The sequence below is a fragment of the Curtobacterium sp. MCLR17_031 genome, assembly GCF_003234775.2.
GTDB lineage: Bacteria > Actinomycetota > Actinomycetes > Actinomycetales > Microbacteriaceae > Curtobacterium > Curtobacterium flaccumfaciens.
Genome location: NZ_CP126270.1, coordinates 537,801 through 563,843, shown reverse-complemented (window position 1 = coordinate 563,843; position 26,043 = coordinate 537,801). Strand labels below are relative to the sequence as shown.

The following is a 26,043-nucleotide window of genomic DNA, read 5'->3' as shown; positions in this document are numbered from 1 at the left end:
CTACGGTTCCAGGAGGGGGCCGGTCGGGCATTGGGGGGACGATGGGGATCGAGTTCGACGACGCCGCGGCGTCGCGGTTGATCGACTGCGGTGTGGAGGTGGCGATGACACTGCGAGCCAGCGGTGCACCGCGTCAGAGCATCGCCGACGCTGCGCTGCTCGACTTCGACGGCGCGTATTCGCGGTTGTTCGAGGCCGCACGGGTCACGGAGTCACAAGACCGGATCCGGCTGGCGAAGGCGCTCGAGTCTCTTGTCGAGCAGCTCCGGACCGTGCAGCGGCAGGCCGACGCTGAACGCAAGCGGTTGGCGGACGTCACCGCGTGGCGGCAGCGCGAAGCCGACCGTGACCTGGTTCGCGCCAGCGGCGGGCTCCCGATGCAGCCCGTGCTCGACTGGAGCAGTTCGGTGTTCGACCCTGAACCGTCGGGCACGCCGCAGCGACCTTCTCCGGTGTCCGCGGTGTTCAGCGCTCGATCCCGGCAGCGCACCGGCGGCCGGTCCGGAGGACGGAGCGGGGCAGATCCCGCTCGACTGCGGAAGTTCGCTGCGGTGGCCCGGGTGCAGGACTCCTCGACGGAGCAGGACCTCGTGCGGGTGCGCAACGCGTGGACCGTGTTCCGCAGCCGTTGCAGCTGGGTCCCCGTCGACGGGGCGTCGTTGCCAGGTGGTTTCGCCGACTACCTCGCCGAGAACGCCGACGACGCGTCGTGGATCGATCGGATCGCGGGCGCGTTCAGCGCCGCTGGCGGGGGTTCCCTCGCGAACGCTGCGCTCGACGTCGCCGGCACCTCCAAACTCCCACTCGGGCTGCAGCGGCTGCTCGATCCGTCCCTGACCCCGGCTGAGGTCGCAGCGGCCTGGGCCGCGCTCGGCTTCACCGACGCCGACATCCGGGCGTTGCCCCTGACCACGCAACTGCAGTTCGCAGGACTCGACGGCGTCCCGGCAGCGCAGCGCGACATCGCGTCCCGGGCCGTCCTCTCGGCCGCGGTACGAGACCCGGAGCGGCTGTACCGGCTGATGGGGCTGCCGTACACCTACGGCGCGGTCAGCCTCGACGAGTTCCGGGAGCAGGTGGTGGCACTTCGGGACGGCCTCAACCGTGCCGACGAACTCGCAACCCGTGTGCAGGCTCCGTCAGTAGCGGGCGCGCAGCTCGTTGGGTTCGGCGTCTCGGATGGTTCGCTCGTCGCCGCCGTCGTGATCGGAGACCTGGACACCGCGTCGAACGTGACGGTCAACGTCCCCGGTGCGACGTCTGCCGTCGACAGCATGGATGAGAAGGTGCGTGCTGCAAACGGCCTGCTGGCAACAGCGTGGAAACAGCGACGGTCCGAATCGTTCGCGGTCGTGTCGTGGATCGGGTACCGCGCACCGGGCGCAGTCGAAGTCCCCAGCCAGGCGCGTGCGACAGCGGGCGGGGCGAACCTCGCTTCGTTCCTCGACGGCATCCACGACAGCCGCGGCAGTGCGCCGCGGTCGCTGACGGTCCTCGGGCACTCCTACGGGTCCACCACCGCGGCCGAAGCGCTCGCGCAGACTCGGTACCGGGTCGACTCGCTCGTCACGTACGGCTCCGTCGGGTTCACCGACACCACGACTCCCGACCACCTCAACGTGGACCATGTGTACGCGACCGAGGGATCGGCCGACCACACGGCGATCCTCGGACGGATCGGACGGACCGATCCACGCGACCTTCCGGACGTCGACACGTTCAGCGCTGACGATTCTGCAGGCGGCAGTGCCGTCACCGGGCACGACATGTTCCCGGACAGCGGCGTCGGCTACCTGTCCCGCGACGCCACCGCACAACAGACCATCGCGAAGATCATCGCGACAGGAAAGCCATGATGAACACCATGCAATCGACGCTCCGCACCATCACGACTGCCGTCCTGACGCTCGGGCTGCTGTCGGGGTGCGCGGCAGGAGGAACCCAGATGCCCACCGACGCAGCCGGCCTCACCCAGGACGAGGTCGCCGAGATGTCCCTGCACCAAGAGTTCGACGCCTACCGCGACCACTACGAACACATGCAACAACTCCTGAAAGCCGCGCAACTCCAGGTCCACGACGGCGAATGGGAGTGGGGCGGCGGCGACGACCTGCCCGGGATCGGCGGAGACGGCGTCGCACCCCTGCCCGGCTCCGACACCAAGAACAGCTACGACATGAGCACCACACGACTCTGGTCCCCACCCGGCCCCACCGACCAGCAACGCGACCTGCAACCGATGATCGACTACTTCACCGAACAGGGCTGGGACATCGAACGCCGCACCATCACCGGCGACGAAGAAGTCTGGGCCACCACCGGCAACGGCTGGCAGATCCAGTACACCGCCCAAGAGAACGGCGACAACCCCCTCACCGTCTACAGCGAACCCTTCTGGACCAACGACGCCAACGCGCTCTCGACGGCCATCTACGGACGCTCGACCGTGAAGTTCCCTGATCGGTCCCTTCCCGGCGTGTACCCGGACTTCCCCCAGTGGGACGACCCGATCATCAACCCGCCGAAGATCTGAACCGATGCTCCGTGCCATCACGACTGCTGCCCTGACGCTCGGGCTGCTGTCGGGGTGCACGGCAGGAGGAGCCCAGATACCCACCGACGCAGCCGGCCTCACCCAGGACGACGTCGCCGAGATGTCCCTGCACCACGAGTTCGACGCCTACCGCGACCACTACGAACACATGCAGCGACTCCTGCGGGACGCACAACTCCAGGTCCACGACGGGGAATGGGAATGGGACAGTGGCGACGACATCCCACAGATCGGCGGCGACGGCGTTGCCCCGTTACCGGGTTCAGACACGAAGAACAGCTACGACATGCGGAGCGGGCGGCTCTGGTCCCCGCCTGGCGCCACCGGCCAACAGCGGGACCTCCAACCGATGATCGACTACTTCACCGAGCAGGGCTGGGACATCGAGCGACGCACGGTCACCGGCGACCACGAGGCCTGGGCCAGCACCGGTGACGGCTGGCAGATCATCTACTCGGCGCAGACGAACGGCCGGTACACGCTCGAGGTCTACAGCGAACCCTTCTGGACCAACGACGCACACGAGCTCCGGCGAGCCGTAGCAGGACGCTCCCGCGCCAACTTCCCCGATCGGTCCCTCCCCGGCGTCTACCCGGACTTCCCGCAGTGGGATGCCCCCGTCGTCAACGAGCCCAAGATCTGATCGGATCGAGCACCACGACTGCTTCGGATCAGCCCGCCGCAGGCCCCACGTCGTCCACGTCACCGTTCCACAGCGCCCGGTACCATGCGGTGCGCTCCGGGTCGTCCGGCAGGCCGTACGCCCGGTGGAACAACGGCTCCCACCCGGGTCCGTAGTTCCAGCCGAGGGCCATCGTCGCCACCGCGATGTCGGCCCAGCGATCAGCGACCCCCATCGCGTCCAGGTCGACGTGCCCGCTCCACCGCCGGTCCGCCCCGATGAGCGTGTTCGGCGTGCACGGGTCACCGTGACAGACGACGATCCGGTCGATCGGCGGCTCCGGACCGAGACCGCCCGGGCCGCGGACGGCGTCGGCGGCAGCGTCGGCGGCAGCACCGCGCGCGCGATCGAGCCGGTCCGCGGTCGCCCACGTGAACGGGCAGTCGTCGACGGGCAACGTGTCGTGCAGCGCGCGCAGGCCCTCGCCCACCGCGACCACCGCGGTCCGGGGTTCGTCGTGCCAGCGCGGGTCGACTGCGCTCCAGCCGGGCACCGCGCGGGTGTGCAGCCAGACGCCGTCGTCGTCGGCGCCGTGGTCGAGCACCTCCGGCACTCGGGCGTACCGGGACGCCCACGTCAGCCGCGCGGCCTCGCCACTGATCCACGAACCGTAGGCGCGCGGCAGCACCTTCACGAACTCCTCGGCGTGCGCGTCCGGTCCGATCCGGAACGTCGTCCCGCCGATCTGGTTGTGCCAGACGAGCGCGACCTCACGCCTTCGCGCGACCTCGGTGACGATGCGCGGCACCGGGACGGTCTCGCCCGGCCGGGGCAGTCCACCGATCGAGCGCACCACGGCGACGCTCAGTGCACGCGGTCCGAGCGGGAGGACCCCGACCCACCACGGGCGATCTCGAGCAGCACGGGCAGGCGTTCGCCGAGCAGGGCGTCCAGGTCGGCGACGACGGCCTCGACCCGTTCGGTGATCTCCCGCGGCGCGGCACCCCGGCGCGGACGGACCCGCACCCGGATCGCCCGACCACCCCGGACCCGGTAGACGTCGACGGCGAGCGAGCCGACCTGGGGCATGTCGCCGATGGCCGAGGAGAGCGCGTGCTGCACGGCCGTGGACTCGATGCGCACGGAGCCGGCGACGCCGTCGGCCGAACCGTCGCTGTCCACGACGGTGCTCTCGCGGCCACCGCCGAGCGTCGTCAGCACGACGAGTGCGAGCACGCCGAGCACGACGCCACCGCCGAGCACGCAGGTCCACGCGAACACCGAGTCGTCACGCGACGCCCCCGTGCCGAGTCCGGCGAGGGCATCGCCGACCGTGCGCCACCACGAGGCGACGAGGGGCAGGCCCTGCGCGGTCTGCACCAGGATCGCGGCGACCCCGGCGACGAGCAGCACGAGCCCGAGCACGACGAGCGCCGTCCGGCCGAGCGCGCGGTTCGTGGCGTTCATCCGTCCACCCGTCCGGTCGGCTGCACCCGGACCCGCGCGGCCAGCGTCGGCTGCGCGTCGATCGCGGCGAACTCCCGCTCGACGGCCTCGGTCGCGGCGACCGCGGGGACGTCCACCCCGGCTGCGGGCCGGAGGACGACGTCGACCGTGCGACGGCCGACGGTGCCCACGGCGGCGTCGGCGCCCAGACGGGTCGCGGAACGCGCGGCTCGGGCCGCGGCGGAGGCCAGGACCTCGTCGTCGACGACCACTGCGAGCCGGTCGGACGGCATCACGTGCCGCGGACGGCGCTGGGGCAGGATCCCCTGCAGCAGGAGCACGAGGCCGATCAGGGCCACGACGGCGCCGATGCCGATCACGATGGTGGTGTCGAGGCCGTCCGGAGCGGCGAGCGCGGCGTCCACCACGGCACGTGGGTCGACACCGAGCACGTTCTGGTCGAGCAGGACGAGCGCACCGGCGAAGACCGCGGCGGCGGCGAGCACCAGGGCGATGAGCATCGCGACGACGACGGCGCCCGAGCGGGAAACGTGGGTCTCGCGGCGCAGCAGGCGGCGGTAGGCGGCGTGGTGGTCGTCGTGGGAGGGGCCGGCGGGGACGACCGGCTCGGTGCTCCCGACGGCTGTGGCGGCGGTCACCGGACCCTCCGCGGGGTGTCCACGACCGACGACGCGAAGGTCACGGTCACGCGGGCGACCTGTCGGCCGGTGATGGTCCGGAAGCGCTCGGCGATCGTGCCGCGAGCCCGGTGCGCCGTGGCGACGACCGGTTCGTCGGGGAGTGCGTTCGAGCCCAGCACCGGCAGGGCGAGCGGGGCGGTGATCTCGACCGCCAGTGCGCCGCGACCATCGTCCGCGACCCGGGCACGGACCTCCCGGAAGGCCACCCGCAGTGCTTCGGCGGCGACCGCCTGGGCGGTGTGCACCAGCGCCGACGTGCCGATGCGGTCGGAGCCGCGGAGCCGGACGCCGCTGTCGCCGGTCGTGGCGACGGCGGCGTCGCTCACGACGAGCTCCGGCGTCCGCGCAGCACGTCGAGCAGGCGACGGAAGTCGACGTCGCCCGTGACGATGCGGGCGACCAGTGCACCGACCGCCATGCAGACGGCGACGACGACGAACGCCCAGAACCCGAGCGTCACGGCGACGATCGCGAGCAGGGCGCCGGTGCCCATCCCGACGACGGTGGCGTTCACCGGACCCGACCGTCCCGGGTGTCGAGCTCGTCCGCGACGCCGTTGAGCGCCGGGATGTTCACGTCGTTGATGGCGATGTTGACCTCGGTGACCTCGAGGCCGACGAGTTCGGTGACGGCGTTCGTGACGGCGGCGCGCACCGCGGAGGCGACCTCCATCATCGGCGTCGGGTAGTCGACGACGATGGTCAGGTCGACGGCGACCTGGGTCTCGCCGACCTCGACGCGGACGCCCTGACCGAGTGCGCTCGAGCCGATGGCGTCGCGGATGGCACCGAACGCCCGCGAGGCGTTGCCGCCGAGTGCGAAGACGCCGGGGACGTCGCGGGCGGCGATGCCCGCGACCTTCGCGACGACCGTGTCGTCGATGATGGTCCTGCCCTTGGCGGTGACCTGCGTCGTGGTGGTGCCGGCGGGCTGGGTGCTCCCGGCCCCGGTGCCGAGCGTGGCCCCGGTCGTGGTCCCGGTCGGGGTCCCGTCGACGCGGTTGGTCGTCGATGCCATTGCTGCCTCCGTGCGGTCGATTGCTGGCCTCCAGCGAACACCATCGTGCCGTACGCCGCACAGGCGGCGCACGTGCCGACCTCGTCGTCAGTCGGCACCGGTAGGTTCTTGTTCCATGCGCGTGGCGACCTGGAACGTGAACTCCGTCCGCACCCGAGTGGGTCGGATCGTCGACTGGCTGGTGCGTGAGGACATCGACGTCCTCGGCATGCAGGAGATCAAGTGCAAGCCGGAGCAGTTCCCGGTCGACCAGTTCGAGGCCGCGGGGTACCACGTCGAGGCACACGGTCTGAACCAGTGGAACGGCGTCGCGTTCGCCAGCCGGCTGCCGATGGAGGACGTCACCCGCGACTTCCCCGGCCAACCCGGGTTCCTGAAGGGCCACGAGGGGCCGGACCTGCCGGTCGAGGCCCGCGCGATCGGCGTCACGGTCGACGGCGTGCGGCTCTGGAGCCTCTACGTGCCGAACGGCCGCGAGCTCGGCGACCCGCACTACACGTACAAGCTCGACTGGCTCGCCCAGCTGGCCGACCGCACCTCGGAGTGGCTCCAGGCGTCGCCGGAGACCCCGCTCGCGCTGATGGGCGACTGGAACGTCGCACCGCTCGACCAGGACGTCTGGGACATGCGGGTCTTCGAGGGGTCGACCCACGTCAGCGAACCCGAGCGGGCCGCGTTCCGCGAGTTCGAGGCGCGGGGCCTGCAGGACGTCGTCCGCCCGATCGTGCCCGACGGCTACACCTACTGGGACTACAAGCAGCTGCGGTTCCCGCGCAACGAGGGCATGCGCATCGACTTCGTCCTCGGTTCGCAGGCCTTCGCGGACGTCGTCACCGACGCCTCGATCCACCGGAACGAGCGCAAGGGCGACGCCCCGAGCGACCACGTCCCCGTGGTGGTCGACCTCGACCTGGACACGTCGCTCGACGACGACCGCCCGATGATCTTCTGATCGGAGTCGGGTCGCCGGCCCGGCCCAGCCCAGCCCAGCCCGGATCGGCGCCCGTCCGGCTCTGTTACGCCCGGCGTCCGCCGTGATTGAGCCGTCCGTCACGCCGACGTAGGTTTCCTGCACCGAACCCCTTCGAGAGCAGGTGAAGCCATGTCCCGCACGACGATCCTTCCCATCCAGCGCCTCATGGCGACCGCGGCCCCCGGTGCGTGGCGCGACGGCATCGTCGTCGAGACGCGCGCAGCCGACGCCGTGGTGCTGTTCCTCGACGGGAGCATCACCCAGCTGCGGGTGGCGGACGCCGACGGCGTCCTGTCGGTCGGCGAGCCGGTCGCCCACCACCCGGTCGCGGAGATCCTCAGCGCCGGCGGTCGGCAGACCACCGCACGCGTCGCGTAGCGCGCACGCGTCGCGGAGCGCCGGCGGAGCGGGTCAGGCCGCCATCGAGTCGAGCATCGCCTGGCACTTCGACACCATCTCGTCGCAGGCCATGGCGCAGTAGCGGCACGACTCGTCCATGTCCTGGTGCTGGCGGCACTCGGCGGCACACGCGGTGCCCATCGCGACGACGGCCATGAGCATCGCCTGCATCACGGTGGCGTCCATCCCCATCGGACGCATCATCATCCGCATGCCGGTGTCGGCGAGCATCGCGGTGTTCGAGCACATCGCGGCGCAGGTGGCCATCTCGCCGCCCATCCGCATGTCGGCCGCGGAGCACATCGTCGCGGCCATCGACGCGGCGTTCATCGCCATCATCGTGTCCTGCATCATGTCGATGTCCATCTCCATGGGCATGTCCGTCATCGACATGTTCTTCATCATCGCCATCGTGTCCATCGCCGGTCTCCTCGTCGTGGTCATCGGTCACGAGGCGGTCCGCCCCGCGTGCCCGCCAGGGTACGCGCGTGCCGTCCGCACTTCGTGAGCAGGAATGGTCGGGTCAGCGGACGCGACCCGACCTCTGCTGCTCACGATCCGCGGTGGTCGCCACCACAGCCGGACGGGAGGCCCGGTGCGCCCCCGCCACGGGCCTCCCGTCCGCCCGGACGCGCGTCCGGGGCGCGTAAGACGCCGGCGTGTCCGCACGACGCCCGCAAGTGCGCGAGACGCCGCCGAATACGGCGGCGCCTCGGCGACATCGAGGCGTCTCGACAACACGACGGTGTCTTCGGGAAGGCCACACGCCGGCGTCCCGACGATCGCTACGGATGCAGCAGGGCGGCGATCGCGACGAGCACGGGCACCGAACCGAGCGTCGAGATGAGCACGACGTCGCGCGCCACCGGCACCGCGGCCCCGTACCGCTGCGCGTAGTTGAAGACGTTCTGCGCCGCCGGCAGGGCGCCGAGGGTGGTGAGCACGAAGACCTCCTGGTCGCCGAGCCCGAACACGAACCGGGCGAACACGAACGCCACCGCCGGCATCACCACGAGCTTGATCGATGACGCCACGATGACGTCGGTGCGGATGGCCGGGTCCCGCAGCGGGGTCGCACCGTGCAGGCTCATCCCGAACGACAGCAGCACGACGGGCACCGCGGCCGCGCCGACGAGCGAGAACGGCTCGAGCACCGGGTCGGGCAGCGTGATCCCCGTCGCCGAGCACACGAGCCCGACGAGCGAGGCGATGATGATCGGGTTCCGGAACGGCCCCGCGATCCGTCGTCCCCACCCGCCGCCTCCCGCGGTCGCAGCGTCGAGGATCGTCAGCGCGATCGGGGCCATCACGACGAGCTGCAGCAGGATCACCGGGACGACCGCGGTCGCCTGGCCGAGCACGTACACGGCCACCGGCAGCCCGATGTTGTTCGCGTTCACGTAGCTCGATGCCAGGGCGCCGACGGTGGTCGTGGTGACGGGGCGGCGCAGCACGAAGCGGAACACGGCGGCGGCACCGAGGGCGACCACGGCGGCGCTCAGCAGCGAGACCCAGAGCATCGAGGACAGCAGCGACGCGATGTCGGCGGTCGCGATCGTGTGGAACAGCAGGCACGGCATCAGCACGAAGAACGCGAGCCGGCTCATCACGAACTGCGCGTGCGGGCCCAGCAGGCCGATGCGTCCGACGACGTACCCACCGGCGATGATCGCGCCGATGATCGCGAAGCCGGTCAACACGCCACCCATCCCGTCCATCCTGGCACCTGCCGGCGGTGATGTGACGTCACTCAGGTCGGAAATGCGGACGCATCGAATACCGTTGAGCGCACCATGACCTCGACGAACGCCGACACCCTCACCCGGTCCACCGACTCCAGCCAGCCGCTCGTGCCGCTGCTCGAGGAGCGCTGGAGCCCCCGCTCCTACGACGAGACCGCGACGATCTCGGACGACCAGCTCGACGCCGTCCTCGAGGCCGCTCGCTGGGCACCCTCGGCCATGAACTTCCAGCCCCGCCGCTTCATCGCCGGCCGCCGCGGCACCGAGACGTTCCGGAAGATCAACGAGAACCTGCTCGGCTTCAACGCCGCCTGGGCCTTCCGCGCCAGCGCACTCGTCGTCGGCGTGCTCGAGACCGTGACCGCCGACGGCGACGAGCGTCCATTCGCGCAGTACGACCTCGGCCAGTCGCTCGCCGCGCTGACCGTGCAGGCGCACGCCGAGGGGCTGCACGTGCACCAGATGGCGGGCATCGACGCCGCCGGGCTCCGCGCCGCGTTCGACCTGCCCGAGCGCTTCCTGCCGTACACGGTCACGGCCGTCGGCACCGTCGCGCACCCGTCGCAGCTCGACGACAAGGCCGCCGAGCGCGAGGTCGCCCCGCGCACCCGCATCCCCCTCGACGAGGTCGTCCTCGTCAAGGAGTGAGCACCGGCGGCACCGCCGCCCGCGATCGCCACGACGGCCGCGTCCCTGCGGGGGCGCGGCCGTCGGCGTACCATGACGTGACATGGATCAGCACCTGGACGACGCCCCGCCGGAGATGAACTTCTACACCCGGAAGTGGGTGCGACCGGAGGACCTCAACGCCAACGGCACCCTGTTCGGCGGCAGTCTGCTCCGCTGGATCGACGAGGAAGCCGCGGTCTACGCGATCATCCAGCTCGGCAACGGCAAGGTCGTCACGAAGTACATGTCGGAGATCAACTTCCTGTCCTCGGCGAAGGAGGGCGACATCGTCGAGATCGGCCTCGTCGCCACCCGGTTCGGCCGGACGTCGCTGACCATGCGGGCGGAGGCGCGCAACCTCTTCACGCACCGCAGCATCCTGACGATCGACGAGGTCGTCTTCGTGAACCTCGACGAGGACGGCAACCCCGCCCCGCACGGCTACACGGACATCACCTACGCCCGCGACCGGGTCCCCGCCACGCACCGCGCGTGACCCCGCAGACTTCGCGCAGCACCGGGGCACCCTGTCGGTCGCACCCTGCGCGTGGTCGGCGGGCTCTGGCAGGATCGGAGGCATGACCACGCCCCGCCTCGTCGCCTTCGACCTGGACGACACGCTCGCCCCGTCGAAGTCCTCCCTCGACCCCCGCATGCTCGAGACCTTCGCGTCCCTGCTCGAGGTCGTGCCGGTCGCGGTCATCTCCGGCGGCAACTTCACCCAGTTCGAGCAGCAGCTCGTCACCCCGCTCCGGCAGCGCGACGGCCTGACGCTCGACGCCCTGCACCTGCTGCCGACCTGCGGCACCCGGTACTACCGCTGGGCGGACCAGGACTGGGCGCTGCAGTACGCCGAGGACCTCACCGACGAGCAGAAGGACCGCGCCCTCGCCGCGGTCGAGGCCCGTGCGAAGGAAGCCGGGTACTGGGAGTCCGAGACCTGGGGCGCCATCCTCGAGGACCGCGGGTCGCAGATCACGTTCTCCGCCCTCGGCCAGTCCGCCCCGGTGGACGTCAAGAAGCAGTGGGACCCGACCGGCGAGAAGAAGGACCACCTGCGCCGCCTGGTGCAGCAGGACCTGCCCGACCTCGAGGTCCGCTCGGGCGGCTCCACCAGCATCGACATCACCCGCAAGGGCATCGACAAGGCCTACGGCATGCAGCGCCTCGCCGAGATCACCGGCATCGCGCTCGACGACATGCTCTTCGTCGGCGACCGGCTCGACCCCGAAGGCAACGACTACCCGGTGAAGGCACTCGGGGTCCCCTGCCACGCGGTGCAGGGTTGGGAGGACACGGACGCGTTCCTGACGGAGCTCATCCCCACCCTGCGCTGACCGCGCGGCGGACGGGAGGCCCTTGGCGGGCCCGCACCGCGCCTCCTGTCCGCCCGCGGTCGCGTCCAGAGCCGCGATCGCGACCGGTGCAGCCGGGCGCTCAGCCCAGGCTGCGGACGGCCTCGACGAAGGCGCGGATCTTCGCGGGGTCCTTGACGCCGCGCTCCGACTCGACACCGCTCGACACGTCGACGCCGTCGGGGTCGAGCGCCTCGACCGCGGCGACCACGTTGGCCGGGGTCAGCCCGCCGGCGAGGATCCAGGCCTCGTCCACGCCCTCGATGGTGGCCGGGTCGACGAGCCGACCGCTGCCGGGCACGGCGGCGTCGAGCAGCAGCAGGTCGTGGTCGAACGCGGCGCGCTGTTCGGGCGTCTCGCGCAGGTAGTCCTCGGCCGCGATTGCCCGGATGGTGAAGAAGCCGGCGTCGCGCGCGCGGGCGAAGTCGGAAGCCGACTCGCCACCGTGCAGCTGCAGCGTCGTGAGTCCGACCTCGGAGGCGATGCCCACGATCTCGTCGATCTTCTGGTCACGGAAGACCCCGACGGCGTCGATGCCGTCCGGCACCCGCTCGACGAGTTCCTTCGCCAGGTCGGCGGTGACGGTCCGGGGGCTGCCCGCCGCGAAGACGAACCCGACGGCGTCGGCACCCGCGTCGATGGCGACGTCCACGGTGTCGGGCGTCGACAGGCCACAGATCTTGATCCAGCGCTGGTCGGTCATGCTGTCCATCCTGCCAGGGCGCTCCGGTGCTCGGAGCACGGAGCCGCCGAGCGGGTCAGTGCAGGGCACCCGCGACGTAGGCGGCCACGCAGGCCGCGGTGACGCCGAAGGCCGCGAAGGACCCGACCAGGACGTTCCGCCGGCGCCAGCGACGCACCGCGGAGAACGTGCCGCGCCTGGCGTGCCGGTGTGCGGCACGGTGCATGCGGTGGTCGCGCTGGTGCTTCACGCGTTCCGGACCGAGCGGCACCGGGCCGGTGATCTGGGTGGAGCCGCCGCGCAGCGCGTTGGCGATGGCGACCGCCGTGGGCCGGCGCTCCGGGTCGCGGGCCGTCATCCGGCTGAGCAGCTCGCGCCACTCGTCGGCGACGTCGTCCGGGACCTCGGGGTCTCGGCGGAGCCGGGCGAGTGCGGCCTCGATGAGGGTGCCCGAGTACTCCTGCTTGCCGGTCAGCGCCTCGAGCAGGACGAGCCCGAGCGAGTACACGTCGGTGGCGAAGCTGATCGGTTCGCCGGCGACCTGCTCCGGGCTGAGGTAGGCGGCGGTGCCGATGACCGTGCCGTCGTTCGTCAACCGGGAGCCGTCGACGAAGTGGGCGACGCCGAAGTCGGTGAGCTTGACCGTGCGGGCGAACCCGGACGAGCCCTCGTCGCTGATCAGGATGTTGGCGGGCTTGACGTCGCGGTGCACGATGCCGCGCGAGTGCACGTAGGCCAGGGCGTCGGCGAGCTGCGCACCGAGGTCGGCCACCTCGTAGTTGTGCAGGGCACCCTCGGACAGGCGGCGGAGCAGCGTCGTGTCGGCGATGAGCTCCATCACGATGAACCGGTGCGGGCCGTCCTCGAACTCGTGGGTCCCGGCGTCGTACAGCGGGATGAGGCCCGGGTGGGAGAGCATGCTGAGCAGCCGGATCTCGCGCTCCTGGCGGACACGGTCGGCGGTGGTCATCTTGTCCGGGGTCGCGAAGAGCTTCACGGCCACGGCCCGGTACGTGTGCTCGTCACGGGCTTCGTAGACGGATCCCATGCCGCCGGTGCCGATGAGCTTCACGAGCCGGTACCGCGCAGAGAGGACGGTGTCCGCCCGCGCGCTGTCCAGCAGGGTCATGGTGTCCGTCGTCCCGTCCGGAGCCCGTGGTTCCGCGGCCGCTGCCGGCGTGTGGGCTCATGGGAAACGGTACGCGTCCGACTCTCGATCCGCATGGCCGTTACGACATCGTGATCGCCGTACTTCCCTGAGTTCCCGGGGATCGGCGGGGTACAGTCCGACCTCCATCAGGACGAGGAATCGCGCAAGGAGGACAGCATGGCGTTGTCGAAGGGTGACGAGGTGCACTGGAACACCTCGCAGGGCAGGACGACCGGCACGCTCGTGCGCAAGCGGACGAGCGACTTCGAGTTCGACGGGCAGCACTTCACGCCGACCGACGACGACCCGTACTGGATCGTCGAGTCGGAGAAGAGCGGCAAGCAGGCCGCCCACAAGGAGTCGGCGCTGACGAAGGCCTGAGGCTCAGTCGCGGGCGGGCTCGGCGCGACGACGACCCCGGGCACCGCCCACGGCAGGGCTGCCGGCCTCGTCGTCGTGGTCATCGGGGCCGCCCGCACGCCGCTCGGCGCGGACACGGCGGACCCGGCGCACCACGAAGGTCACCACGACCACGGCGATCGCGACGTAGAGCACGCGGTCGATCCACTCGGTGTAGGCCTCGACCTGGTCGTACTGGGACCCGAACGCGGCACCGAGCAGCACGAGGGCGCTGTTCCAGATGCCGCTCGCGATGATCGTGAACACCGAGAACGTGCCGAGGTGCATGCGGTCGGCGCCGGCCGGCAGCGAGATGAGGCTGCGGACGATCGGGACGAACCGGCCGAAGAACACCGCGCTCTTGCCGTGCCGGTGGAACCAGCCGGCCGCCTTGCGGAAGTCGTCCTCGTCGACGAGGGGCAGCTTGCCGAACCACCGCGTGGTGCGTTCGAACCCGATCTTCGCGCCGAGCCAGTAGAGCACGAGCGCCCCGAGGTACGAACCGATCGTCGCCAGCACCAGGACCAGCACGAGGTTCATCTGGCCGGCACCCGCCAGGAACCCGGCCAGCGGCAGGATGACCTCGGACGGGATGGGCGGGAACACCGTCTCGACGAAGAGCATCAGCCCGACGCCCCACTCCCCCAGCGCGTCGATCAGCTGCAGCACCAGGCCGGAGAGCCCACCGAGGTCCGACGGGGCGGTGGAGTCGCCACTGGCGACGGTCATGGCACGGGTGGTCACGGCAGTCGTCATGCCCCCAGCATCCCTGAACGCCCTGTCAGGACCCGGCACGCTCCCTGGGTGTCAGCCGAGTCCCATGTGGGCGGACCGGACGTGCGCGAGCGACCGGGCGAGCGCGCCCCGGGCGACGGCGTCGCGACCGACGGTCGACGGGGCGAACACCACCGGGTGCCGGAGCTGCGGCGTGACGATCTCGTCGAGCGCGGCGCAGAACACCTCGGCAGCCGGCAGGACCTCGCCACTGACGACGACGACCTCGGGGTCGATCGTCGTCACGAGCTGCACGACGCCGGGTGCCACGTCGGCCGCGAACGCACGGACGGTCTCGACTGCCGACGCCGAGCCCTGGGCCGCCGCCGCGAAGACGGACTCGAGGTCCGTGCCGGACGGGATCCGGGCCTCCAGGCGGGCGGGTGCGGCGGGCCAGCCGGTCGAGGCGATGCCGCCCATCTCGCCGGCCGCACCGCGCGCACCGCGCGCCAACGAGCCGTCGACCACCAGGGCGGCACCGATCTGCCGACCCATCACCAGGTACAAGGCGTCCCGGACGCCGTGGAACCGCCCCCACCGGGCCTCGGCCGTGGCGGCCAGCTTGGCGTCGTTGTCGAAGAAGGTGGCGACCCCGGGGAAGAGGTCCTGGATCCGGCCGGGCACCCGCCGCTCGACCCACTCCGGCACCGCGACCGTGTAGTCGATCGCGCCGTCGCGGTCGACGACCGCCGGAACGCCGAACGTGGCACCGAGCACCGGCGCACCCCCGGCGGAGCCGACAGGCGCCGTCAGCCGACGGACCACGTCCTGCACGCTCGACCAGGCCTGTTCGGCGTCGGCGAGGTCGGTGTAGCGCTCCTCGACGCGGGCGAGCGTGACGCCGCGCAGGTCCGCGCGCACGCCGACGATTCCGTGCAGGCCGAGGTCCACGCCGAGCACGGAGCCGGCCGACGCGTCCGCGGCGAAGCGCTTGGCCCGACGACCGGCCTTGTTCGGGGTGGCGATCGCCTCGGCCTCGGTCACCCAGCCCTCGTCGACCAGGTCGGCGAGCGCCGCTTCGACCGTGGGGCGGGAGAGCCCCACCGTGCGGCCGAGCTCGGTGACCGTGCGGGAGACGTCGTCGCGCAGGAGCTCGTCGAGGATCGCCCGCGAGTTCATCTGTCGCAGGACCCCCGGGGTCGTCCCGACGGCGCCCGGGGTCGTTGACACGGTCTGCTGCACGGCCATAGCCTCCACATTACGAAAGATCATTGAGGAATGGTGGCTCCGACATGCTCGTCCCACGACCGCGCCGCACCGCTCCCGGTGTCGGGGCCTTCGAGATCACCCCGTCGACCCGGATCGCCGCCGACCCGGCGAGCGAGTCGGTCCGACTGTACCTGCAGCAGACCCTGCGGGGATCGACCGGGCTGCCGGTGCGGGACGCCCTCGACGACACGGCACCGGGGGCCGGCACGATCGCGCTGCGCGTCGCCGACGACCCGTCCCTGCCCGCGGGCCCGACGACGCCGGAGGGCGACCGGGCGGAGTCGTTCCGCCTCACGGTGACGCCGGACGGCGTCGACGTCGTCGGCGGCTCGCCCGCCGGGGTCTTCTACGGTGTGCAGGCCCTGCTGCAGCTGCTGCCCCCGGACGTGTACCGCCGCGGCCGGGTCGCGACCGGCCCGTGGTCCGTCCCCGCCGTGGTCGTCGAGGACGCCCCCGCCTTCGCCTGGCGCGGCGTGATGCTCGACGTCGCCCGGCACTTCCGGACGAAGCACGAGGTCATGCGGGTGGTCGACCAGCTCGCCGCGCACCGGATCAACCGCCTGCACTTCCACCTCACCGAGGACCAGGGGTGGCGCATCGAGATCCGGAAGCACCCGCGCCTGACCGAGGTCGGGTCCTGGCGTCGGGAGTCCCAGGTCGGCGCGCACGTCCCCGGTCCGGACGGCACACTCGTCGTCGCCGGGTTCGACGGCCGCCCGCACGGCGGGTACTACACGCAGGACGACGTCCGCGAGATCGTGGCGTACGCGGCCGACCGGTTCGTCACCGTCGTCCCCGAGATCGAGACCCCCGGGCACGTCCGTGCAGCGCTGGCGGCGTACCCGTCGCTCGGCGTCACGGGCGAACCGGTCGAGGTGTGGACGGAGTGGGGCATCGCCGACGACGTCCTGAACGCCGAGGACGCCACGATCGACTTCTTCAAGGACGTCCTGGACGAGGTCATCGCGCTCTTCCCCTCCGGCTACATCGGCATCGGCGGCGACGAGTGCCCGAAGGTGCAGTGGGAGACCGACCCCCGCACCCAGGAGCGCATCCGCGAGCTCGGGCTGCAGGACGAGGAACAGCTGCAGGCCTGGATCATCGGGCAGCTCGCCGCACACGTCGAGTCACACGGCCGGCGGGCGTTCGGCTGGGACGAGATCCTCGAGGGCGGCACGCTCGACCCCTCGGCGACCGTGGTCTCCTGGCGCGGGCTGACCGGCGCACGGACCGCCGCCCGCCGCGGGCACGACGTCATCTCGTCGCCGGACGACCAGGTGTACCTCGACTACCGCCAGAGCGACCTGTCGACCGAGCCGATCCCGGTGTCGATCGTGCTCACCGTCGACGACGTCTTCGCCTTCGACCCGGTGCCGTCCGGGCTCACCGACCCCGAGCGCGCGCACGTCATCGGCGGCCAGGGCAACATGTGGACGGAGCACGTCGACACCGCCCGTCGGCTCGACTACCAGCTCTTCCCCCGCGTCGCCGCCCTCGCCGAGGCACTGTGGTCGGCGGACGTCTCCGGGCCGCGCGACCTCGCCGAGTTCCGCGGACGCCTGGCCGAGCACACCGCCCGGCTCGAGGCCATGGGCATCGAGTACCGGCACGAGGCCGGGCCGTTCCCGTGGGAGCAGCGACCGGGCATCCCGGGGCGCCCGCACTCGCGTGAGGAGCGTGCGGCGTACATCGACGCGGTGACGGCGAACATCGCCGACTGACCTGTTGACATTTCACATGTGAGAGGTTCACACTGGGGAGGACTTCACGGAGGAGACCCCCATGCCACAGCGCAGCATCCCCGGCCTCGACGGGCTCGACATCGACGCACTGATCGGGGATCGACAGCCCGAGGCCGAGCTCGAGATCACCGTCGACTTCGTCCGGGGCCGGTCGGTGCTGATCACGGGTGCCGGCGGCTCGATCGGCAGTGAACTCTGCCGACAGCTCGTCCGGTTCGAGCCGGCGGAGATCATCATGCTCGACCGCGACGAGACCGCCCTGCAGCAGGTGCAGGTCTCCGTGGACGGTCACGGGCTGCTCGACACGAAGAACGTCGTCCTCGCCGACATCCGCGACGCCGACGCCATCCGCGACATCATGCTGACCCGCCGGCCCGACGTCGTCTTCCACGCCGCGGCACTGAAGCACCTGCCGATGCTCGAGCAGTACCCGGACGAAGGCTGGAAGACGAACGTCCTCGGCACCCTGAACGTCCTCCGCGCCGCTGCCGCCGCGGGCGTGGGGACGCTCGTGAACATCTCGACCGACAAGGCCGCGAACCCGACGAGCGTGCTCGGGTCGACCAAGCGCATCGCGGAGCGGTTGACCGCCTGGACCGCCGCCGACACGGGCCACGACTACGTGTCGGTCCGGTTCGGCAACGTCCTCGGCAGCCGCGGCTCGATGCTCCCGCTCTTCGCGGAGCTGATCCGTGCCGGACGGCCCCTCACCGTCACCCACCCCGACGCCACCCGCTACTTCATGTCCATCCCCGAGGCGTGCCACCTCGTGATCCAGTCGGCTGCGATCGCCCACCCCGGCGAGGTCCTCGTGCTCGACATGGGTGCACCGGTCCGGATCCTCGACATCGCACGGCGCATGCTCCAGGCCACCGGCAGCCCCTCCGACATCGTGTTCACGGGCCTGCGGGCGGGCGAGAAGCTCCACGAGGACCTCATCGGACGCGGCGAGACCGAACGCCGCCCGGTACACCCCAAGATCACCCACACCTCGGTCGCCCCGATCGCGCCGTGCGACGTCGACGAGTGCGTCCCCGGTCAGGTCGACCCGTCGGCGCTCGCGATGGCCGCCTGACCGGCGCACGTCCGGCCCGCAACGCGACCGGACGACGGACGGGAGGCCCGGAGCCAGCTGGCACCGGGCCTCCCGTCGTTCCCGGGGTCGCGTCGACTACGCGGCGACCGGCGCGCGCTGGCCCACCGTCTCGCCGGCCACGGCAGCCTCGCTGCCCGCTGCGGCCTCGTCGACGGGGCGACGACGGACCCACTTCTTCAGGGCGACGAGCACCAGCGCGGACACCACGGTCCCCGCCAGGATCGCGACGACGAACATCAGGACGTCACCGATCGCGAAGAAGACGAAGATCCCGCCGTGCGGTGCTCGCGAGGTCACGCCGGCAGCCATCGAGATCGCACCCGTGATCGCGGCACCGACCATCGACGCCGGGATGACGCGCAGCGGGTCAGCTGCGGCGAACGGGATCGCACCCTCGGAGATGAAGGACGCACCGAGGAGCCACGCGGCCTTGCCGTTCTCGCGCTCCGGCTTCGTGAAGCCCTTGCGGTAGAGCACGGTCGAGGCGAGCGCGAGTGCGAGCGGCGGCACCATGCCGGCCGCCATGACGGCGGCCATGATCTCGAACGGCACCACGTTCGTGGCGGTCCCGGCACCGAGCCCGGCGACGGCGAACGCGTACGCCACCTTGTTCACCGGACCACCGAGGTCGAACGCCATCATCAGGCCGAGGATGATCCCGAGCAGGACGGCCGAGGCACCCGACAGGGAGTTCAGCCAGGCGGTGAGCTCGGTCATGACCCAGGCGATCGGACCGCCGAGCACCAGCAGCATGAGGCCCGAGGCGATGATCGACGCGAACAGCGGGATGATCACGACCGGCATCAGGCCACGCAGCCAGCGCCAGGTCGGGATGCGCCCGATCCAGTACGCGGCGGCACCGGCGATGAGACCGCCGACCAGACCGCCGAGGAACCCGGCGTTCATGAACACGGCGATCGACCCGGCCACGAATCCGGGGGCGATGCCCGGACGGTCGGCGATGGCGTAGGCGATGTACCCGGCGAGTGCTGCGACCAGGAACCCGAGCGACACGGACCCGATCTGGAACGCGGCGGCACCGAGGTAGTAGCCGAGGCCCTCCGGCGGCAGGTTCAGCAGGGTGTAGTTGGTGAGCGTGAAGACGGCGTTGTTCTGGCCCGAGTCACCGTGGGTCAGCGCGATGCCGTACCCGGAGAGCAGGAAGCCGAGCGCGATGAGCAGCCCGCCGCCGGCCACGAACGGGATCATGTAGCTGACGCCGGTGAGGAGCCAGCGCTTGAGCGACTGGCCGAAGTGCTCGTTCTTGGCGGTGGACTCGCCCTCGACGGCGGCACCACCCTGCACGCGTGCGGCGTGCGGGTCCTCCGAGGCGCGGATGGCCTCGGCGATCATCTTGTCGGGCTCGTCGACTCCGCGCTTGACGGGTCCGGACACGAGCGGCTTGCCAGCGAACCGACCGCGGTCGCGGACGTCGACGTCGACCGCGAACACGACGGCGTCGGCACGGGCGATCAGGGCCGGGTCGAGGGGTTCGACCTGCGAGGACCCCTGCGTCTCGATGTGCATCTCGGCACCGGCACGCTGGGCTGCGGCGACGAGGGCGTCGGCCGCCATGTAGGTGTGGGCGATGCCGGTCGGGCACGCCGTGACGCCGACGAAGACCTTGCGGCCCGCCTCCGGTGCGGTGGCCGGTTCGGAGGCACCGCTCGCCTTCCCGACGCCGGCCTCGGCCACTTCGCCGCTGACCTCGTCGTCGACGAGCCGGACGATCTCCTCGGGGGTGGTCGCGGCGCGCAGCGCGGCCGTGAAGTCCTCGCGGATGAGCGCGCGGGCCAGGGTCGAGAGGACCGTCAGGTGGTCCTTGTCGGCCCCCTCGGGCACGGCGATCATGAAGACGATGTCGGCGTCGCCGTCCGGGGCGCCGAACGGCACCTTCCGGGCCAGGCGCGAGAACGCCAGCGTCGGCTCGGACACCGACGCCGACCGGGCGTGCGGGATGGCGATGCCACCGGGGACGCCCGTTCCGACGCTCGCCTCGCGCTTGATGGCGTCGTCGGCCAGCGTCGCACCGTCGGCGGCGCGGCCGGTCGCGGCGACGCGATCGGCGAGCACCCGGATGACGTCGGTCGACGTGGCGCCGAGGTCCTCGTCGAGGCCGACGAGCTGTGCGCTGATGAGGCGCGGACTCGAGTCTGCGGACATGTGCTTGCTCCTTCGCAATGGCGCTGATCGCGCGGTGGTGCAGGTGTTCGTGGGGTGGTCGGGCGGGGTGGGGAGGGGATCAGGCGGGTTCTGGGGCCGGGTGCGTGTCGAGCACCCGGACGGAGACCGCCGTCGGGTCGGTGTGGTCGAGTGCCGGTACGTCGCTGCCGGGCAGGGCTGCGGCCGCGGCACCGGTGGCGACGGCCTGTGCGAGACGTTGCTCGGGTGAGGCTCCGGCGACCTCGGCGAGCAGGTACCCGGCGAGGGAGGAGTCCCCCGCGCCGACGGTCGACCGGGCGACGATCTTCGGTGCAGCGGCGGCGAACGCGCCCTCGTCGGAGACCAGCACGGCGCCGGCGCTGCCCAGGGTGAGCAGGACCGTGCCGACGTTCTTCCGCCGCAGCCGCTGGGCTCCTGCCACCGCGGCGTCGAGGTCACGCTCGTACTCCTCGGGGTCGCCGCCGACGACCTCGGCGAGTTCCTCGGCGTTCGGCTTCACCAGGTCGATCCGTTCGCCCGACTGCAGCAGCGCCGTGAACGGCACCCCGGACGAGTCGACGGCGATCCGGACGTCGGCACCGTGGCGGGCACGGACGGCCCGGACGAGCACGGCGAGTGCGTCGTCGGGCAGGCCTGGCGGCAGCGACCCGGCGACCACGACCCAGCGGGCGGCTGGGCCGGTGGCCGTCGCAGCGGCGGTGTCGGCCACCAGCGCGGCGAGGTCGTCCAGGCGACCGGCGAGCGAGGGGCCGGGTTCGTTGAGCTTCGTCGTGGTGCCGGTCGGCTCGGTCACGGTGACGTTCGAGCGGAGGGGCGCACCGATCGGCAGCGCGGCCGTCGGGATGCCGCGGGTGGCCAGGCCGAGCAGGACCGGGTCGAGCTCGTCGCCGGGCAGGACGGCGACGGTGTCCCCGCCGCTCGCGACGACCACGCGGGAGACGTTGACGCCCTTGCCGCCGGGTTCCGCGGTGGAGCGGGTCGCACGCTGGACCGCGCCCCGCTGCAGTTCACCGGCGAGCTCGATCGTGCGGTCGAGCGACGGGTTCGGGGTGACCGTGACGATGCGGGCGTTCATGCGACGACCACCTCGACGTCGGCGTCGGCGAGCGCGCCGGCGAGGTCGGCCGGGGGCTGCTCGTCCGTGACGAGCGTGTCGATCTCGTCCAGGCGCGCGAACCGCATCAGGGCCTCCACGCCGTGCTTGGCGGCGTCGGCGAGCACCACGGCCCGTCGGGCGGCGAGCACGTAGGCGCCCTTCACGGCGGCCTCGTACTCGTCCGGGGTGCTCAGACCGAAGCCGGCGGACAGGCCGTTCGTGCCGATGAACGCCACGTCGGGCCGGAGGGCGCCGATCTGCTCGACGGTGGCCGTACCGACGGCGGCGCTCGTGACGCCACGCACGCGGCCGCCGAGCAGGTGCAGTTCGAGGTGCTCGCTGTGCTGCAGGGTCGCGGCGATCGGCACCGAGTTCGTGATGACGGTGATGGTCGAGCCGGCGACCTCGGGCTCCCAGCGGGCGAGTTCGGAGGCGACGGCGGCGCAGGTGGTGCCGGCGTCGAGGGCGATCGAGCCGGTGAAGGTCGGCGGTACCAGGCGCATCGCGACGCGGGCGATGGCGGACTTTGCGGTGCCGTGCTGCCCCTCGCGCTCGGCGACGCTGAGTTCGACGACGCTCGAGCGGCCGACGGGGACGGCTCCCCCGTGCACCCGGCGCAGGACCCCGGCGGACTCGAGGGCGTCGAGGTCACGGCGAACGGTCTCGGTGGTGACGTCGAAGTGCTCGGCCAGACCCGCGACCGACACGCGACCGGCGGACTGCAGCTCGGCGGCGATGGCGGTGTGCCGCTCGGTGGCGTACATGCCCGAACTCCTTCGTTCCGTTGGGTTTCGAGCACTGTACGTCTGAAACCCACAAGAACGCAACCGTTCCGTCATGTAACCAACACGTCCACAGGTGCTGGTCGTCCGAGCGCTACCCCTTCACGGCACCCGCCGTCATCCCGCTGACCAGGCGGCGCTGCACGATGAGGAAGAACACCACGACCGGGATCGAGAACAGCACGCTCGCCGCCATCAACCCGCCGAAGTCCGTGCCCTTGTTCGTCGAGAAGCCGGCGAGCCAGACCGGCAGCGTGTACATCCCCTGGTCCTTGAGCATCACGTACGCGATCAGGTAGTCGTTCCACGCCGCGATGAACGCGAACACGCTCGTGGCGATGACCCCGGGCATGACGAGCGGGAACAGCACGCTCCACAGGATCCGGAACGTGCCGGCGCCGTCCACCTTCGCCGCCTCTTCGATCTCCACGGGGACGGCCACGAAGAAGCCGCGCATCACCCAGATCGAGAACGGCAGCACGCTCGCCACGTACGCCAGGATCAGCCCGACGTAGCTGTTCAGGAGCCCGAGGGTCTGGAACGACAGGAACAGCGGGATGAGCAGTGCGCCCGAGGGGATCATCTGCACGAACAGGATCGCGACCAGGATCGCCCGGCGGCCGCGGAACCGGAACCGCGACAGTGCCGCCGACGCCAGGAACCCGACGACGATCGACAGCAGCACGGCCGCCACCACCACGATGGCGGAGTTCCGCAGGTAGACCAGGAAGCCCTCCTGCGTGAGCGCCCGCGTGAAGTTGTCGAGCGTCGGGTGCAGCGGCGCCCAGATCGGGGTCATCGTGGTGACCTCGTCGGCGGGTTTGAAGGCGGTGTTCACCATCCAGTAGATCGGGAACACCCAGACCAGACAGAACACCACGGCGATGGTGTTCGCGACGATGCGCGGCTTGCGTTTGCGCACCCGCACGGGGCCCGGCGCGGATGCGCTCCCCGCACGGGGCGCCGTTCTCGAGACGGTCACAGGTCCTCCTCACCGCTGCGGACGAGCCGGCGGATGTAGTAGCTGGTGAGCACCCCGAGGATCAGGGTCGAGATCACGGCGATCGCCGCGCCCTGCCCGTAGGCGTTGGACACGAACGACTGCACGAAGGTCCAGATGCCGAGGGTCAGCGTGGCCTCCTCCGGTCCGCCGCGGGTGAGCAGCCAGATCTGGTTGAAGACGTTGAAGTCCCAGATCACCGACAGGATCGACACGAGCAGCAGCGTCGGTGCGAGGGCCGGCAGCGTGATCGCGCGGTACATCGTCCAGACGGAGGCACCGTCGAGCGCCCCGGCCTCGTAGTACTCCGGCGCGATCTGGGACTGCGCGGCGTACAGCGTCAGCGCCACGAACGGCACGGCCTGCCAGATGACGAGCGACAGCACGATCGTGTACGCCTGCCCCGGGTGCGACGCCCAGTTGTCCTGGGTGTGGTCGCCGAACACCCGCAGCTGCGTGATGAGCCAGTTGAGCACGCCGTAGAACGGCTGGAAGAGCCACTGCCAGACCAGGCTCGAGGCCACGTTCGGCATCGCCCAGGCCAGCACGAGCACGACGCTGACGACCGTGCGCATCGCGACCCCGAGGCGGGTGAGCAGCTGCGCCACCCCCATGCCGATGAGGATCGTGCCCAGGACCATCGCGCCCGTCACGAGCACGGTGCGCAGGATGACCGGCCAGAACGACGCGTCGGTCAGGACGTCCGTGTAGTTCGTCAGCCCGGTGAACCCGGCCTGCCCGGTGAAGATCGCCCGCAGCCCGTAGTCCTGGAACGAGATGACGACGAGCCGGACGAGCGGGTAGACGACGAGGGCCAGGAGCAGCAGTGCCGCCGGGGCCAACAGGACGAGCGGCGCCCGCGGCCCGACCGGCGACCGACGACCCGCGCCGCGCCCACCCCGCGACGGCCCCTGAACCGGCCCGTCGCTCCGTCGGCCACGGGCCCGCCCGCCGCCGGCCCGCCCGCCGGTGACCGGCGCGGACTGCTCCGCGTCGGTCACCGGCTCCGCAGTGGACGTCATCGCCTACGGCTGCGCGTTCAGCGCGGTCGTGAGGTGCTTCGAGAAGCCCTCGGCGGCCTGCTCCGGCGACTTCCGACCGGTGGCGACGTCGGCGAACATCGACTGGAACGAGGCGTCACCCTCGATGGTGGCCCAGCCCGGGGTGGCCGGGGTCGGTCGGCTCGTGCCGGCCGCCTCGAAGTACGGCTTGTGCAGCTCGTCGACGTCGCCCGCGACCGCGTCGAGCAGCTCGGTGGAGTTCGGCTCCCAGCCGTCGACCCCGAACACCTGGTCCTGCTGGAACTCCTTCGAAGTCAGGATCTTCAGGTAGTACAGCGCGAGCTCCTGGTTCTCCGCCTTGGCCGGGATCCCCAGGTCGGAGCCGCCGAGGAACACCGGCTGCGTCTTCCCCGCCGTGGACGACGGCATCGGGAACGTGCCGATGCGATCGGCGAGCTCCGGCTTCGCCGTGGTGATCGAGCCGATCTCCCAGGCGGACCCGAGGAACGCCGAGGTGTTGCCCTGTGCGAAGACGTCGCTCTGCGAGGGCTTGTCGGTGTTGATGTCCTGCGTGGACTTCGCCGAGTACGCGTTCTGGAAGTCCTTCCAGGCGGTCAGCCCCTTCACCGCGTCCGCGGAGTCGAGCGTGCCGGTCCACTTGCCACCCTTGTCCGTGGCGATCTCGCCGCCGGCGTCCCAGACCCACTGCAGCCCGCCGTACCAGTACTGCCCGGGCATGTAGAAGGCGGAGAAGTCACTGGCCGGGTTGGCGGCCTTGACCTTGTCGAGGTCAGCGGTGAGCTCGTCGTAGGTGGTCGGCACGTCGGTCACACCGGCGTCCTTCCAGACCTGCTTGTCGTAGACCACGGCCCGGTTGCCGGCGAACAGCGGCGCCCCGTAGAGCTTGCCGTCGACGGTGGCGGGTCCCTCGAGCCCGGTGAGCCAGGTCTGGCCGTCCTTGAGCTCGTCGCGGTACGGCGTCAGGTCCGTCAACCCGCCGGCTGCCGCGTAGACCGGCACCTGCGTGTTGCCGAGGTCGACGACGTCGGGGGCGTCGCTCTGCGCGAGCGCCGTGGTGAGCTTGGTGGTGATCCCGTCCCACTGCTGGGTCTGGATCTTCACCTTCGCCCCGGTGTCGGCGGTGAACTGCTTGCCGGCGGCGTCGAGCACCTTGTCGCTCAGGTCGCCGTTCATCATCCAGACGGTGATGGTCTTGCCCGTGCCATCGGGTGTGCCGATGGACTTCGTGCCGCCGTCGGAAGCGGCGTTGCTCCCGGCGGAGCACCCGGTGAGGGCGAGCGCGCCTGCGAGGGCGAGCGCACCGAGTGCGGCGAAACGCGTTCGTGTCACGATGACTCCCTTGGTCCGACCTTTATGAAAGGACGTTGCGTATTCGCAATAGAAGACCCTGCACGGCCCCTTGTCAACCGTTGGATCGGTCCCTGTGACCGCTTTCGATCCGCGTGTTTCC

29 protein-coding genes are annotated in these 26,043 nt (G+C 71.1%); 11 read left to right on the top strand and 18 right to left on the bottom strand.

What is annotated here, in order from left to right:
* Positions 1 to 41: 41 nt before the first annotated feature.
* Genes DEI96_RS02845 through DEI96_RS02835 form a run of 3 tightly spaced genes read left to right on the top strand, consistent with a single transcriptional unit; the run spans position 42 to position 3,197 of the window.
* Positions 42 to 1,856, top strand: a complete 1,815-nt coding sequence (locus DEI96_RS02845; protein WP_111022769.1) for an alpha/beta hydrolase — start codon at positions 42 to 44, stop codon at positions 1,854 to 1,856.
* A complete protein-coding gene (locus DEI96_RS02840; RefSeq protein ID WP_111022768.1) occupies positions 1,856 to 2,533 on the top strand; it encodes a hypothetical protein in 678 nt (225 codons plus the stop codon). Before DEI96_RS02845 ends, DEI96_RS02840 begins: the two co-directional genes overlap by 1 nt.
* A gap of 4 nt (positions 2,534 to 2,537) precedes the next feature.
* Positions 2,538 to 3,197, top strand: a complete 660-nt coding sequence (locus DEI96_RS02835) for a hypothetical protein (protein WP_111022767.1) — start codon at positions 2,538 to 2,540, stop codon at positions 3,195 to 3,197.
* A gap of 28 nt (positions 3,198 to 3,225) precedes the next feature.
* Here the strand turns inward: DEI96_RS02835 and DEI96_RS02830 are convergent, their stop codons facing one another.
* From DEI96_RS02830 to DEI96_RS02805, 6 genes are read right to left on the bottom strand one after another with little or no spacing between them, the layout of a single operon-like run.
* Positions 3,226 to 4,032, bottom strand: coding sequence for a phosphotransferase (locus DEI96_RS02830; protein WP_111022766.1), 807 nt, complete (start codon positions 4,030 to 4,032; stop codon positions 3,226 to 3,228).
* Between the two features lie 8 nt (positions 4,033 to 4,040).
* Positions 4,041 to 4,643: a hypothetical protein gene (locus DEI96_RS02825; RefSeq protein ID WP_111022765.1), complete on the bottom strand. Its 603-nt coding sequence runs from the start codon at positions 4,641 to 4,643 to the stop codon at positions 4,041 to 4,043.
* Positions 4,640 to 5,281 (bottom strand): hypothetical protein, encoded by a 642-nt coding sequence (locus DEI96_RS02820; protein WP_111022764.1) that lies wholly within the window; start codon positions 5,279 to 5,281, stop codon positions 4,640 to 4,642. The genes DEI96_RS02825 and DEI96_RS02820 overlap by 4 nt, the downstream gene beginning before the upstream one ends.
* A complete protein-coding gene (locus DEI96_RS02815; RefSeq protein ID WP_111022763.1) occupies positions 5,278 to 5,649 on the bottom strand; it encodes a hypothetical protein in 372 nt (123 codons plus the stop codon). Before DEI96_RS02815 ends, DEI96_RS02820 begins: the two co-directional genes overlap by 4 nt.
* The gene (locus DEI96_RS02810) at positions 5,646 to 5,837 is read right to left on the bottom strand and encodes a DUF2273 domain-containing protein (RefSeq protein WP_027464859.1); all 192 of its coding nucleotides are present in this window, start codon (positions 5,835 to 5,837) and stop codon (positions 5,646 to 5,648) included. Before DEI96_RS02810 ends, DEI96_RS02815 begins: the two co-directional genes overlap by 4 nt.
* Positions 5,834 to 6,340 (bottom strand): Asp23/Gls24 family envelope stress response protein, encoded by a 507-nt coding sequence (locus DEI96_RS02805; protein ID WP_111022762.1) that lies wholly within the window; start codon positions 6,338 to 6,340, stop codon positions 5,834 to 5,836. Before DEI96_RS02805 ends, DEI96_RS02810 begins: the two co-directional genes overlap by 4 nt.
* A 115-nt stretch (positions 6,341 to 6,455) precedes the next feature.
* On the opposite strand from DEI96_RS02805, the gene DEI96_RS02800 reads away from it, so the two are divergent.
* A complete protein-coding gene (locus tag DEI96_RS02800; RefSeq protein ID WP_111022761.1) occupies positions 6,456 to 7,292 on the top strand; it encodes an exodeoxyribonuclease III in 837 nt (278 codons plus the stop codon).
* A gap of 150 nt (positions 7,293 to 7,442) precedes the next feature.
* Positions 7,443 to 7,691, top strand: coding sequence for a hypothetical protein (locus tag DEI96_RS02795; RefSeq protein ID WP_027464862.1), 249 nt, complete (start codon positions 7,443 to 7,445; stop codon positions 7,689 to 7,691).
* Positions 7,692 to 7,724: 33 nt separating this feature from the next.
* On the opposite strand, the gene DEI96_RS02790 is transcribed toward DEI96_RS02795, so the two are convergent.
* Both DEI96_RS02790 and DEI96_RS02785 read right to left on the bottom strand, forming a co-directional pair.
* Entirely contained in the window at positions 7,725 to 8,132 is a 408-nt protein-coding gene (locus DEI96_RS02790) for a four-helix bundle copper-binding protein (RefSeq protein ID WP_111022760.1), read from the bottom strand.
* 365 nt (positions 8,133 to 8,497) lie between these two features.
* Positions 8,498 to 9,421 (bottom strand): AEC family transporter, encoded by a 924-nt coding sequence (locus DEI96_RS02785; protein ID WP_111022759.1) that lies wholly within the window; start codon positions 9,419 to 9,421, stop codon positions 8,498 to 8,500.
* An 84-nt stretch (positions 9,422 to 9,505) separates the two neighbouring features.
* Between DEI96_RS02785 and DEI96_RS02780 the strand changes: the two genes are divergently transcribed.
* From DEI96_RS02780 to DEI96_RS02770, 3 genes are all read left to right on the top strand, one after another.
* Positions 9,506 to 10,102 carry a nitroreductase family protein gene (locus DEI96_RS02780; protein ID WP_111022758.1) on the top strand — a complete coding sequence of 199 codons (597 nt, stop codon included), beginning with the start codon at positions 9,506 to 9,508 and terminating at the stop codon, positions 10,100 to 10,102.
* Between the two features lie 82 nt (positions 10,103 to 10,184).
* Positions 10,185 to 10,619, top strand: coding sequence for an acyl-CoA thioesterase (locus DEI96_RS02775; protein WP_111022757.1), 435 nt, complete (start codon positions 10,185 to 10,187; stop codon positions 10,617 to 10,619).
* A gap of 82 nt (positions 10,620 to 10,701) precedes the next feature.
* Positions 10,702 to 11,460: an HAD-IIB family hydrolase gene (locus DEI96_RS02770; RefSeq protein WP_111022756.1), complete on the top strand. Its 759-nt coding sequence runs from the start codon at positions 10,702 to 10,704 to the stop codon at positions 11,458 to 11,460.
* A 100-nt stretch (positions 11,461 to 11,560) separates the two neighbouring features.
* Here DEI96_RS02770 and DEI96_RS02765 read toward each other — a convergent pair whose 3' ends face one another.
* Positions 11,561 to 12,181 (bottom strand): phosphoribosylanthranilate isomerase, encoded by a 621-nt coding sequence (locus DEI96_RS02765; protein WP_111022755.1) that lies wholly within the window; start codon positions 12,179 to 12,181, stop codon positions 11,561 to 11,563.
* Between the two features lie 55 nt (positions 12,182 to 12,236).
* The gene (locus DEI96_RS02760) at positions 12,237 to 13,289 is read right to left on the bottom strand and encodes a serine/threonine-protein kinase (protein ID WP_111022754.1); all 1,053 of its coding nucleotides are present in this window, start codon (positions 13,287 to 13,289) and stop codon (positions 12,237 to 12,239) included.
* Positions 13,290 to 13,487: 198 nt separating this feature from the next.
* On the opposite strand from DEI96_RS02760, the gene DEI96_RS02755 reads away from it, so the two are divergent.
* Positions 13,488 to 13,691, top strand: a complete 204-nt coding sequence (locus DEI96_RS02755) for a hypervirulence associated TUDOR domain-containing protein (protein WP_071404335.1) — start codon at positions 13,488 to 13,490, stop codon at positions 13,689 to 13,691.
* A 3-nt stretch (positions 13,692 to 13,694) separates the two neighbouring features.
* Here DEI96_RS02755 and DEI96_RS02750 read toward each other — a convergent pair whose 3' ends face one another.
* Together DEI96_RS02750 and DEI96_RS02745 are read right to left on the bottom strand one after the other, a co-directional pair.
* Positions 13,695 to 14,465 (bottom strand): DedA family protein, encoded by a 771-nt coding sequence (locus tag DEI96_RS02750; protein WP_258372745.1) that lies wholly within the window; start codon positions 14,463 to 14,465, stop codon positions 13,695 to 13,697.
* Between the two features lie 51 nt (positions 14,466 to 14,516).
* On the bottom strand, positions 14,517 to 15,671 hold the full coding sequence (locus DEI96_RS02745; protein WP_181440477.1) for an ROK family transcriptional regulator: 1,155 nt from the start codon (positions 15,669 to 15,671) through the stop codon (positions 14,517 to 14,519).
* Positions 15,672 to 15,715: 44 nt separating this feature from the next.
* Between DEI96_RS02745 and DEI96_RS02740 the strand changes: the two genes are divergently transcribed.
* Both DEI96_RS02740 and DEI96_RS02735 read left to right on the top strand, forming a co-directional pair.
* On the top strand, positions 15,716 to 17,413 hold the full coding sequence (locus tag DEI96_RS02740; protein WP_111022752.1) for a beta-N-acetylhexosaminidase: 1,698 nt from the start codon (positions 15,716 to 15,718) through the stop codon (positions 17,411 to 17,413).
* 61 nt (positions 17,414 to 17,474) lie between these two features.
* Positions 17,475 to 18,509, top strand: coding sequence for a UDP-N-acetylglucosamine 4,6-dehydratase family protein (locus DEI96_RS02735; RefSeq protein WP_110864239.1), 1,035 nt, complete (start codon positions 17,475 to 17,477; stop codon positions 18,507 to 18,509).
* A 96-nt stretch (positions 18,510 to 18,605) separates the two neighbouring features.
* On the opposite strand, the gene DEI96_RS02730 is transcribed toward DEI96_RS02735, so the two are convergent.
* The 6 genes from DEI96_RS02730 to DEI96_RS02705 form a co-directional block, all read right to left on the bottom strand.
* Positions 18,606 to 20,693 (bottom strand): PTS fructose transporter subunit IIABC, encoded by a 2,088-nt coding sequence (locus DEI96_RS02730; RefSeq protein WP_111022751.1) that lies wholly within the window; start codon positions 20,691 to 20,693, stop codon positions 18,606 to 18,608.
* Positions 20,694 to 20,772: 79 nt separating this feature from the next.
* Positions 20,773 to 21,768, bottom strand: coding sequence for a 1-phosphofructokinase family hexose kinase (locus DEI96_RS02725; RefSeq protein ID WP_111022750.1), 996 nt, complete (start codon positions 21,766 to 21,768; stop codon positions 20,773 to 20,775).
* Positions 21,765 to 22,553: a DeoR/GlpR family DNA-binding transcription regulator gene (locus DEI96_RS02720; RefSeq protein ID WP_111022749.1), complete on the bottom strand. Its 789-nt coding sequence runs from the start codon at positions 22,551 to 22,553 to the stop codon at positions 21,765 to 21,767. The genes DEI96_RS02725 and DEI96_RS02720 overlap by 4 nt, the downstream gene beginning before the upstream one ends.
* Positions 22,554 to 22,665: 112 nt before the next feature.
* The gene (locus DEI96_RS02715; RefSeq protein WP_258372744.1) at positions 22,666 to 23,553 is read right to left on the bottom strand and encodes a carbohydrate ABC transporter permease; all 888 of its coding nucleotides are present in this window, start codon (positions 23,551 to 23,553) and stop codon (positions 22,666 to 22,668) included.
* Positions 23,550 to 24,593: a carbohydrate ABC transporter permease gene (locus DEI96_RS02710; RefSeq protein WP_111022748.1), complete on the bottom strand. Its 1,044-nt coding sequence runs from the start codon at positions 24,591 to 24,593 to the stop codon at positions 23,550 to 23,552. The genes DEI96_RS02715 and DEI96_RS02710 overlap by 4 nt, the downstream gene beginning before the upstream one ends.
* A gap of 3 nt (positions 24,594 to 24,596) precedes the next feature.
* Entirely contained in the window at positions 24,597 to 25,922 is a 1,326-nt protein-coding gene (locus DEI96_RS02705) for a sugar ABC transporter substrate-binding protein (RefSeq protein ID WP_220035541.1), read from the bottom strand.
* Between the last annotated feature and the right edge of the window lie 121 nt (positions 25,923 to 26,043).

Bases quoted from the DNA above. Each gene is read 5' to 3' on its own strand.
- DEI96_RS02840 (WP_111022768.1), top strand. From the start codon at position 1,856: ATGAACACCATGCAATCGACGCTCCGCACCATCACGACTGCCGTCCTG.
- DEI96_RS02725 (WP_111022750.1), bottom strand. From the start codon at position 21,768: ATGAACGCCCGCATCGTCACGGTCACCCCGAACCCGTCGCTCGACCGC.
- DEI96_RS02780 (WP_111022758.1), top strand. From the start codon at position 9,506: ATGACCTCGACGAACGCCGACACCCTCACCCGGTCCACCGACTCCAGC.
- DEI96_RS02800 (WP_111022761.1), top strand. From the start codon at position 6,456: ATGCGCGTGGCGACCTGGAACGTGAACTCCGTCCGCACCCGAGTGGGT.
- DEI96_RS02790 (WP_111022760.1), bottom strand. From the start codon at position 8,132: ATGGACACGATGGCGATGATGAAGAACATGTCGATGACGGACATGCCC.
- DEI96_RS02795 (WP_027464862.1), top strand. From the start codon at position 7,443: ATGTCCCGCACGACGATCCTTCCCATCCAGCGCCTCATGGCGACCGCG.
- DEI96_RS02835 (WP_111022767.1), top strand. From the start codon at position 2,538: ATGCTCCGTGCCATCACGACTGCTGCCCTGACGCTCGGGCTGCTGTCG.
- DEI96_RS02730 (WP_111022751.1), bottom strand. From the start codon at position 20,693: ATGTCCGCAGACTCGAGTCCGCGCCTCATCAGCGCACAGCTCGTCGGC.
- DEI96_RS02845 (WP_111022769.1), top strand. From the start codon at position 42: ATGGGGATCGAGTTCGACGACGCCGCGGCGTCGCGGTTGATCGACTGC.
- DEI96_RS02785 (WP_111022759.1), bottom strand. From the start codon at position 9,421: ATGGGTGGCGTGTTGACCGGCTTCGCGATCATCGGCGCGATCATCGCC.
- DEI96_RS02760 (WP_111022754.1), bottom strand. From the start codon at position 13,289: ATGACCCTGCTGGACAGCGCGCGGGCGGACACCGTCCTCTCTGCGCGG.
- DEI96_RS02735 (WP_110864239.1), top strand. From the start codon at position 17,475: ATGCCACAGCGCAGCATCCCCGGCCTCGACGGGCTCGACATCGACGCA.
- DEI96_RS02745 (WP_181440477.1), bottom strand. From the start codon at position 15,671: ATGGCCGTGCAGCAGACCGTGTCAACGACCCCGGGCGCCGTCGGGACG.
- DEI96_RS02775 (WP_111022757.1), top strand. From the start codon at position 10,185: ATGGATCAGCACCTGGACGACGCCCCGCCGGAGATGAACTTCTACACC.
- DEI96_RS02770 (WP_111022756.1), top strand. From the start codon at position 10,702: ATGACCACGCCCCGCCTCGTCGCCTTCGACCTGGACGACACGCTCGCC.
- DEI96_RS02765 (WP_111022755.1), bottom strand. From the start codon at position 12,181: ATGACCGACCAGCGCTGGATCAAGATCTGTGGCCTGTCGACGCCCGAC.
- DEI96_RS02805 (WP_111022762.1), bottom strand. From the start codon at position 6,340: ATGGCATCGACGACCAACCGCGTCGACGGGACCCCGACCGGGACCACG.
- DEI96_RS02750 (WP_258372745.1), bottom strand. From the start codon at position 14,465: ATGACGACTGCCGTGACCACCCGTGCCATGACCGTCGCCAGTGGCGAC.
- DEI96_RS02825 (WP_111022765.1), bottom strand. From the start codon at position 4,643: ATGAACGCCACGAACCGCGCGCTCGGCCGGACGGCGCTCGTCGTGCTC.
- DEI96_RS02755 (WP_071404335.1), top strand. From the start codon at position 13,488: ATGGCGTTGTCGAAGGGTGACGAGGTGCACTGGAACACCTCGCAGGGC.
- DEI96_RS02710 (WP_111022748.1), bottom strand. From the start codon at position 24,593: ATGACGTCCACTGCGGAGCCGGTGACCGACGCGGAGCAGTCCGCGCCG.
- DEI96_RS02740 (WP_111022752.1), top strand. From the start codon at position 15,716: ATGCTCGTCCCACGACCGCGCCGCACCGCTCCCGGTGTCGGGGCCTTC.
- DEI96_RS02720 (WP_111022749.1), bottom strand. From the start codon at position 22,553: ATGTACGCCACCGAGCGGCACACCGCCATCGCCGCCGAGCTGCAGTCC.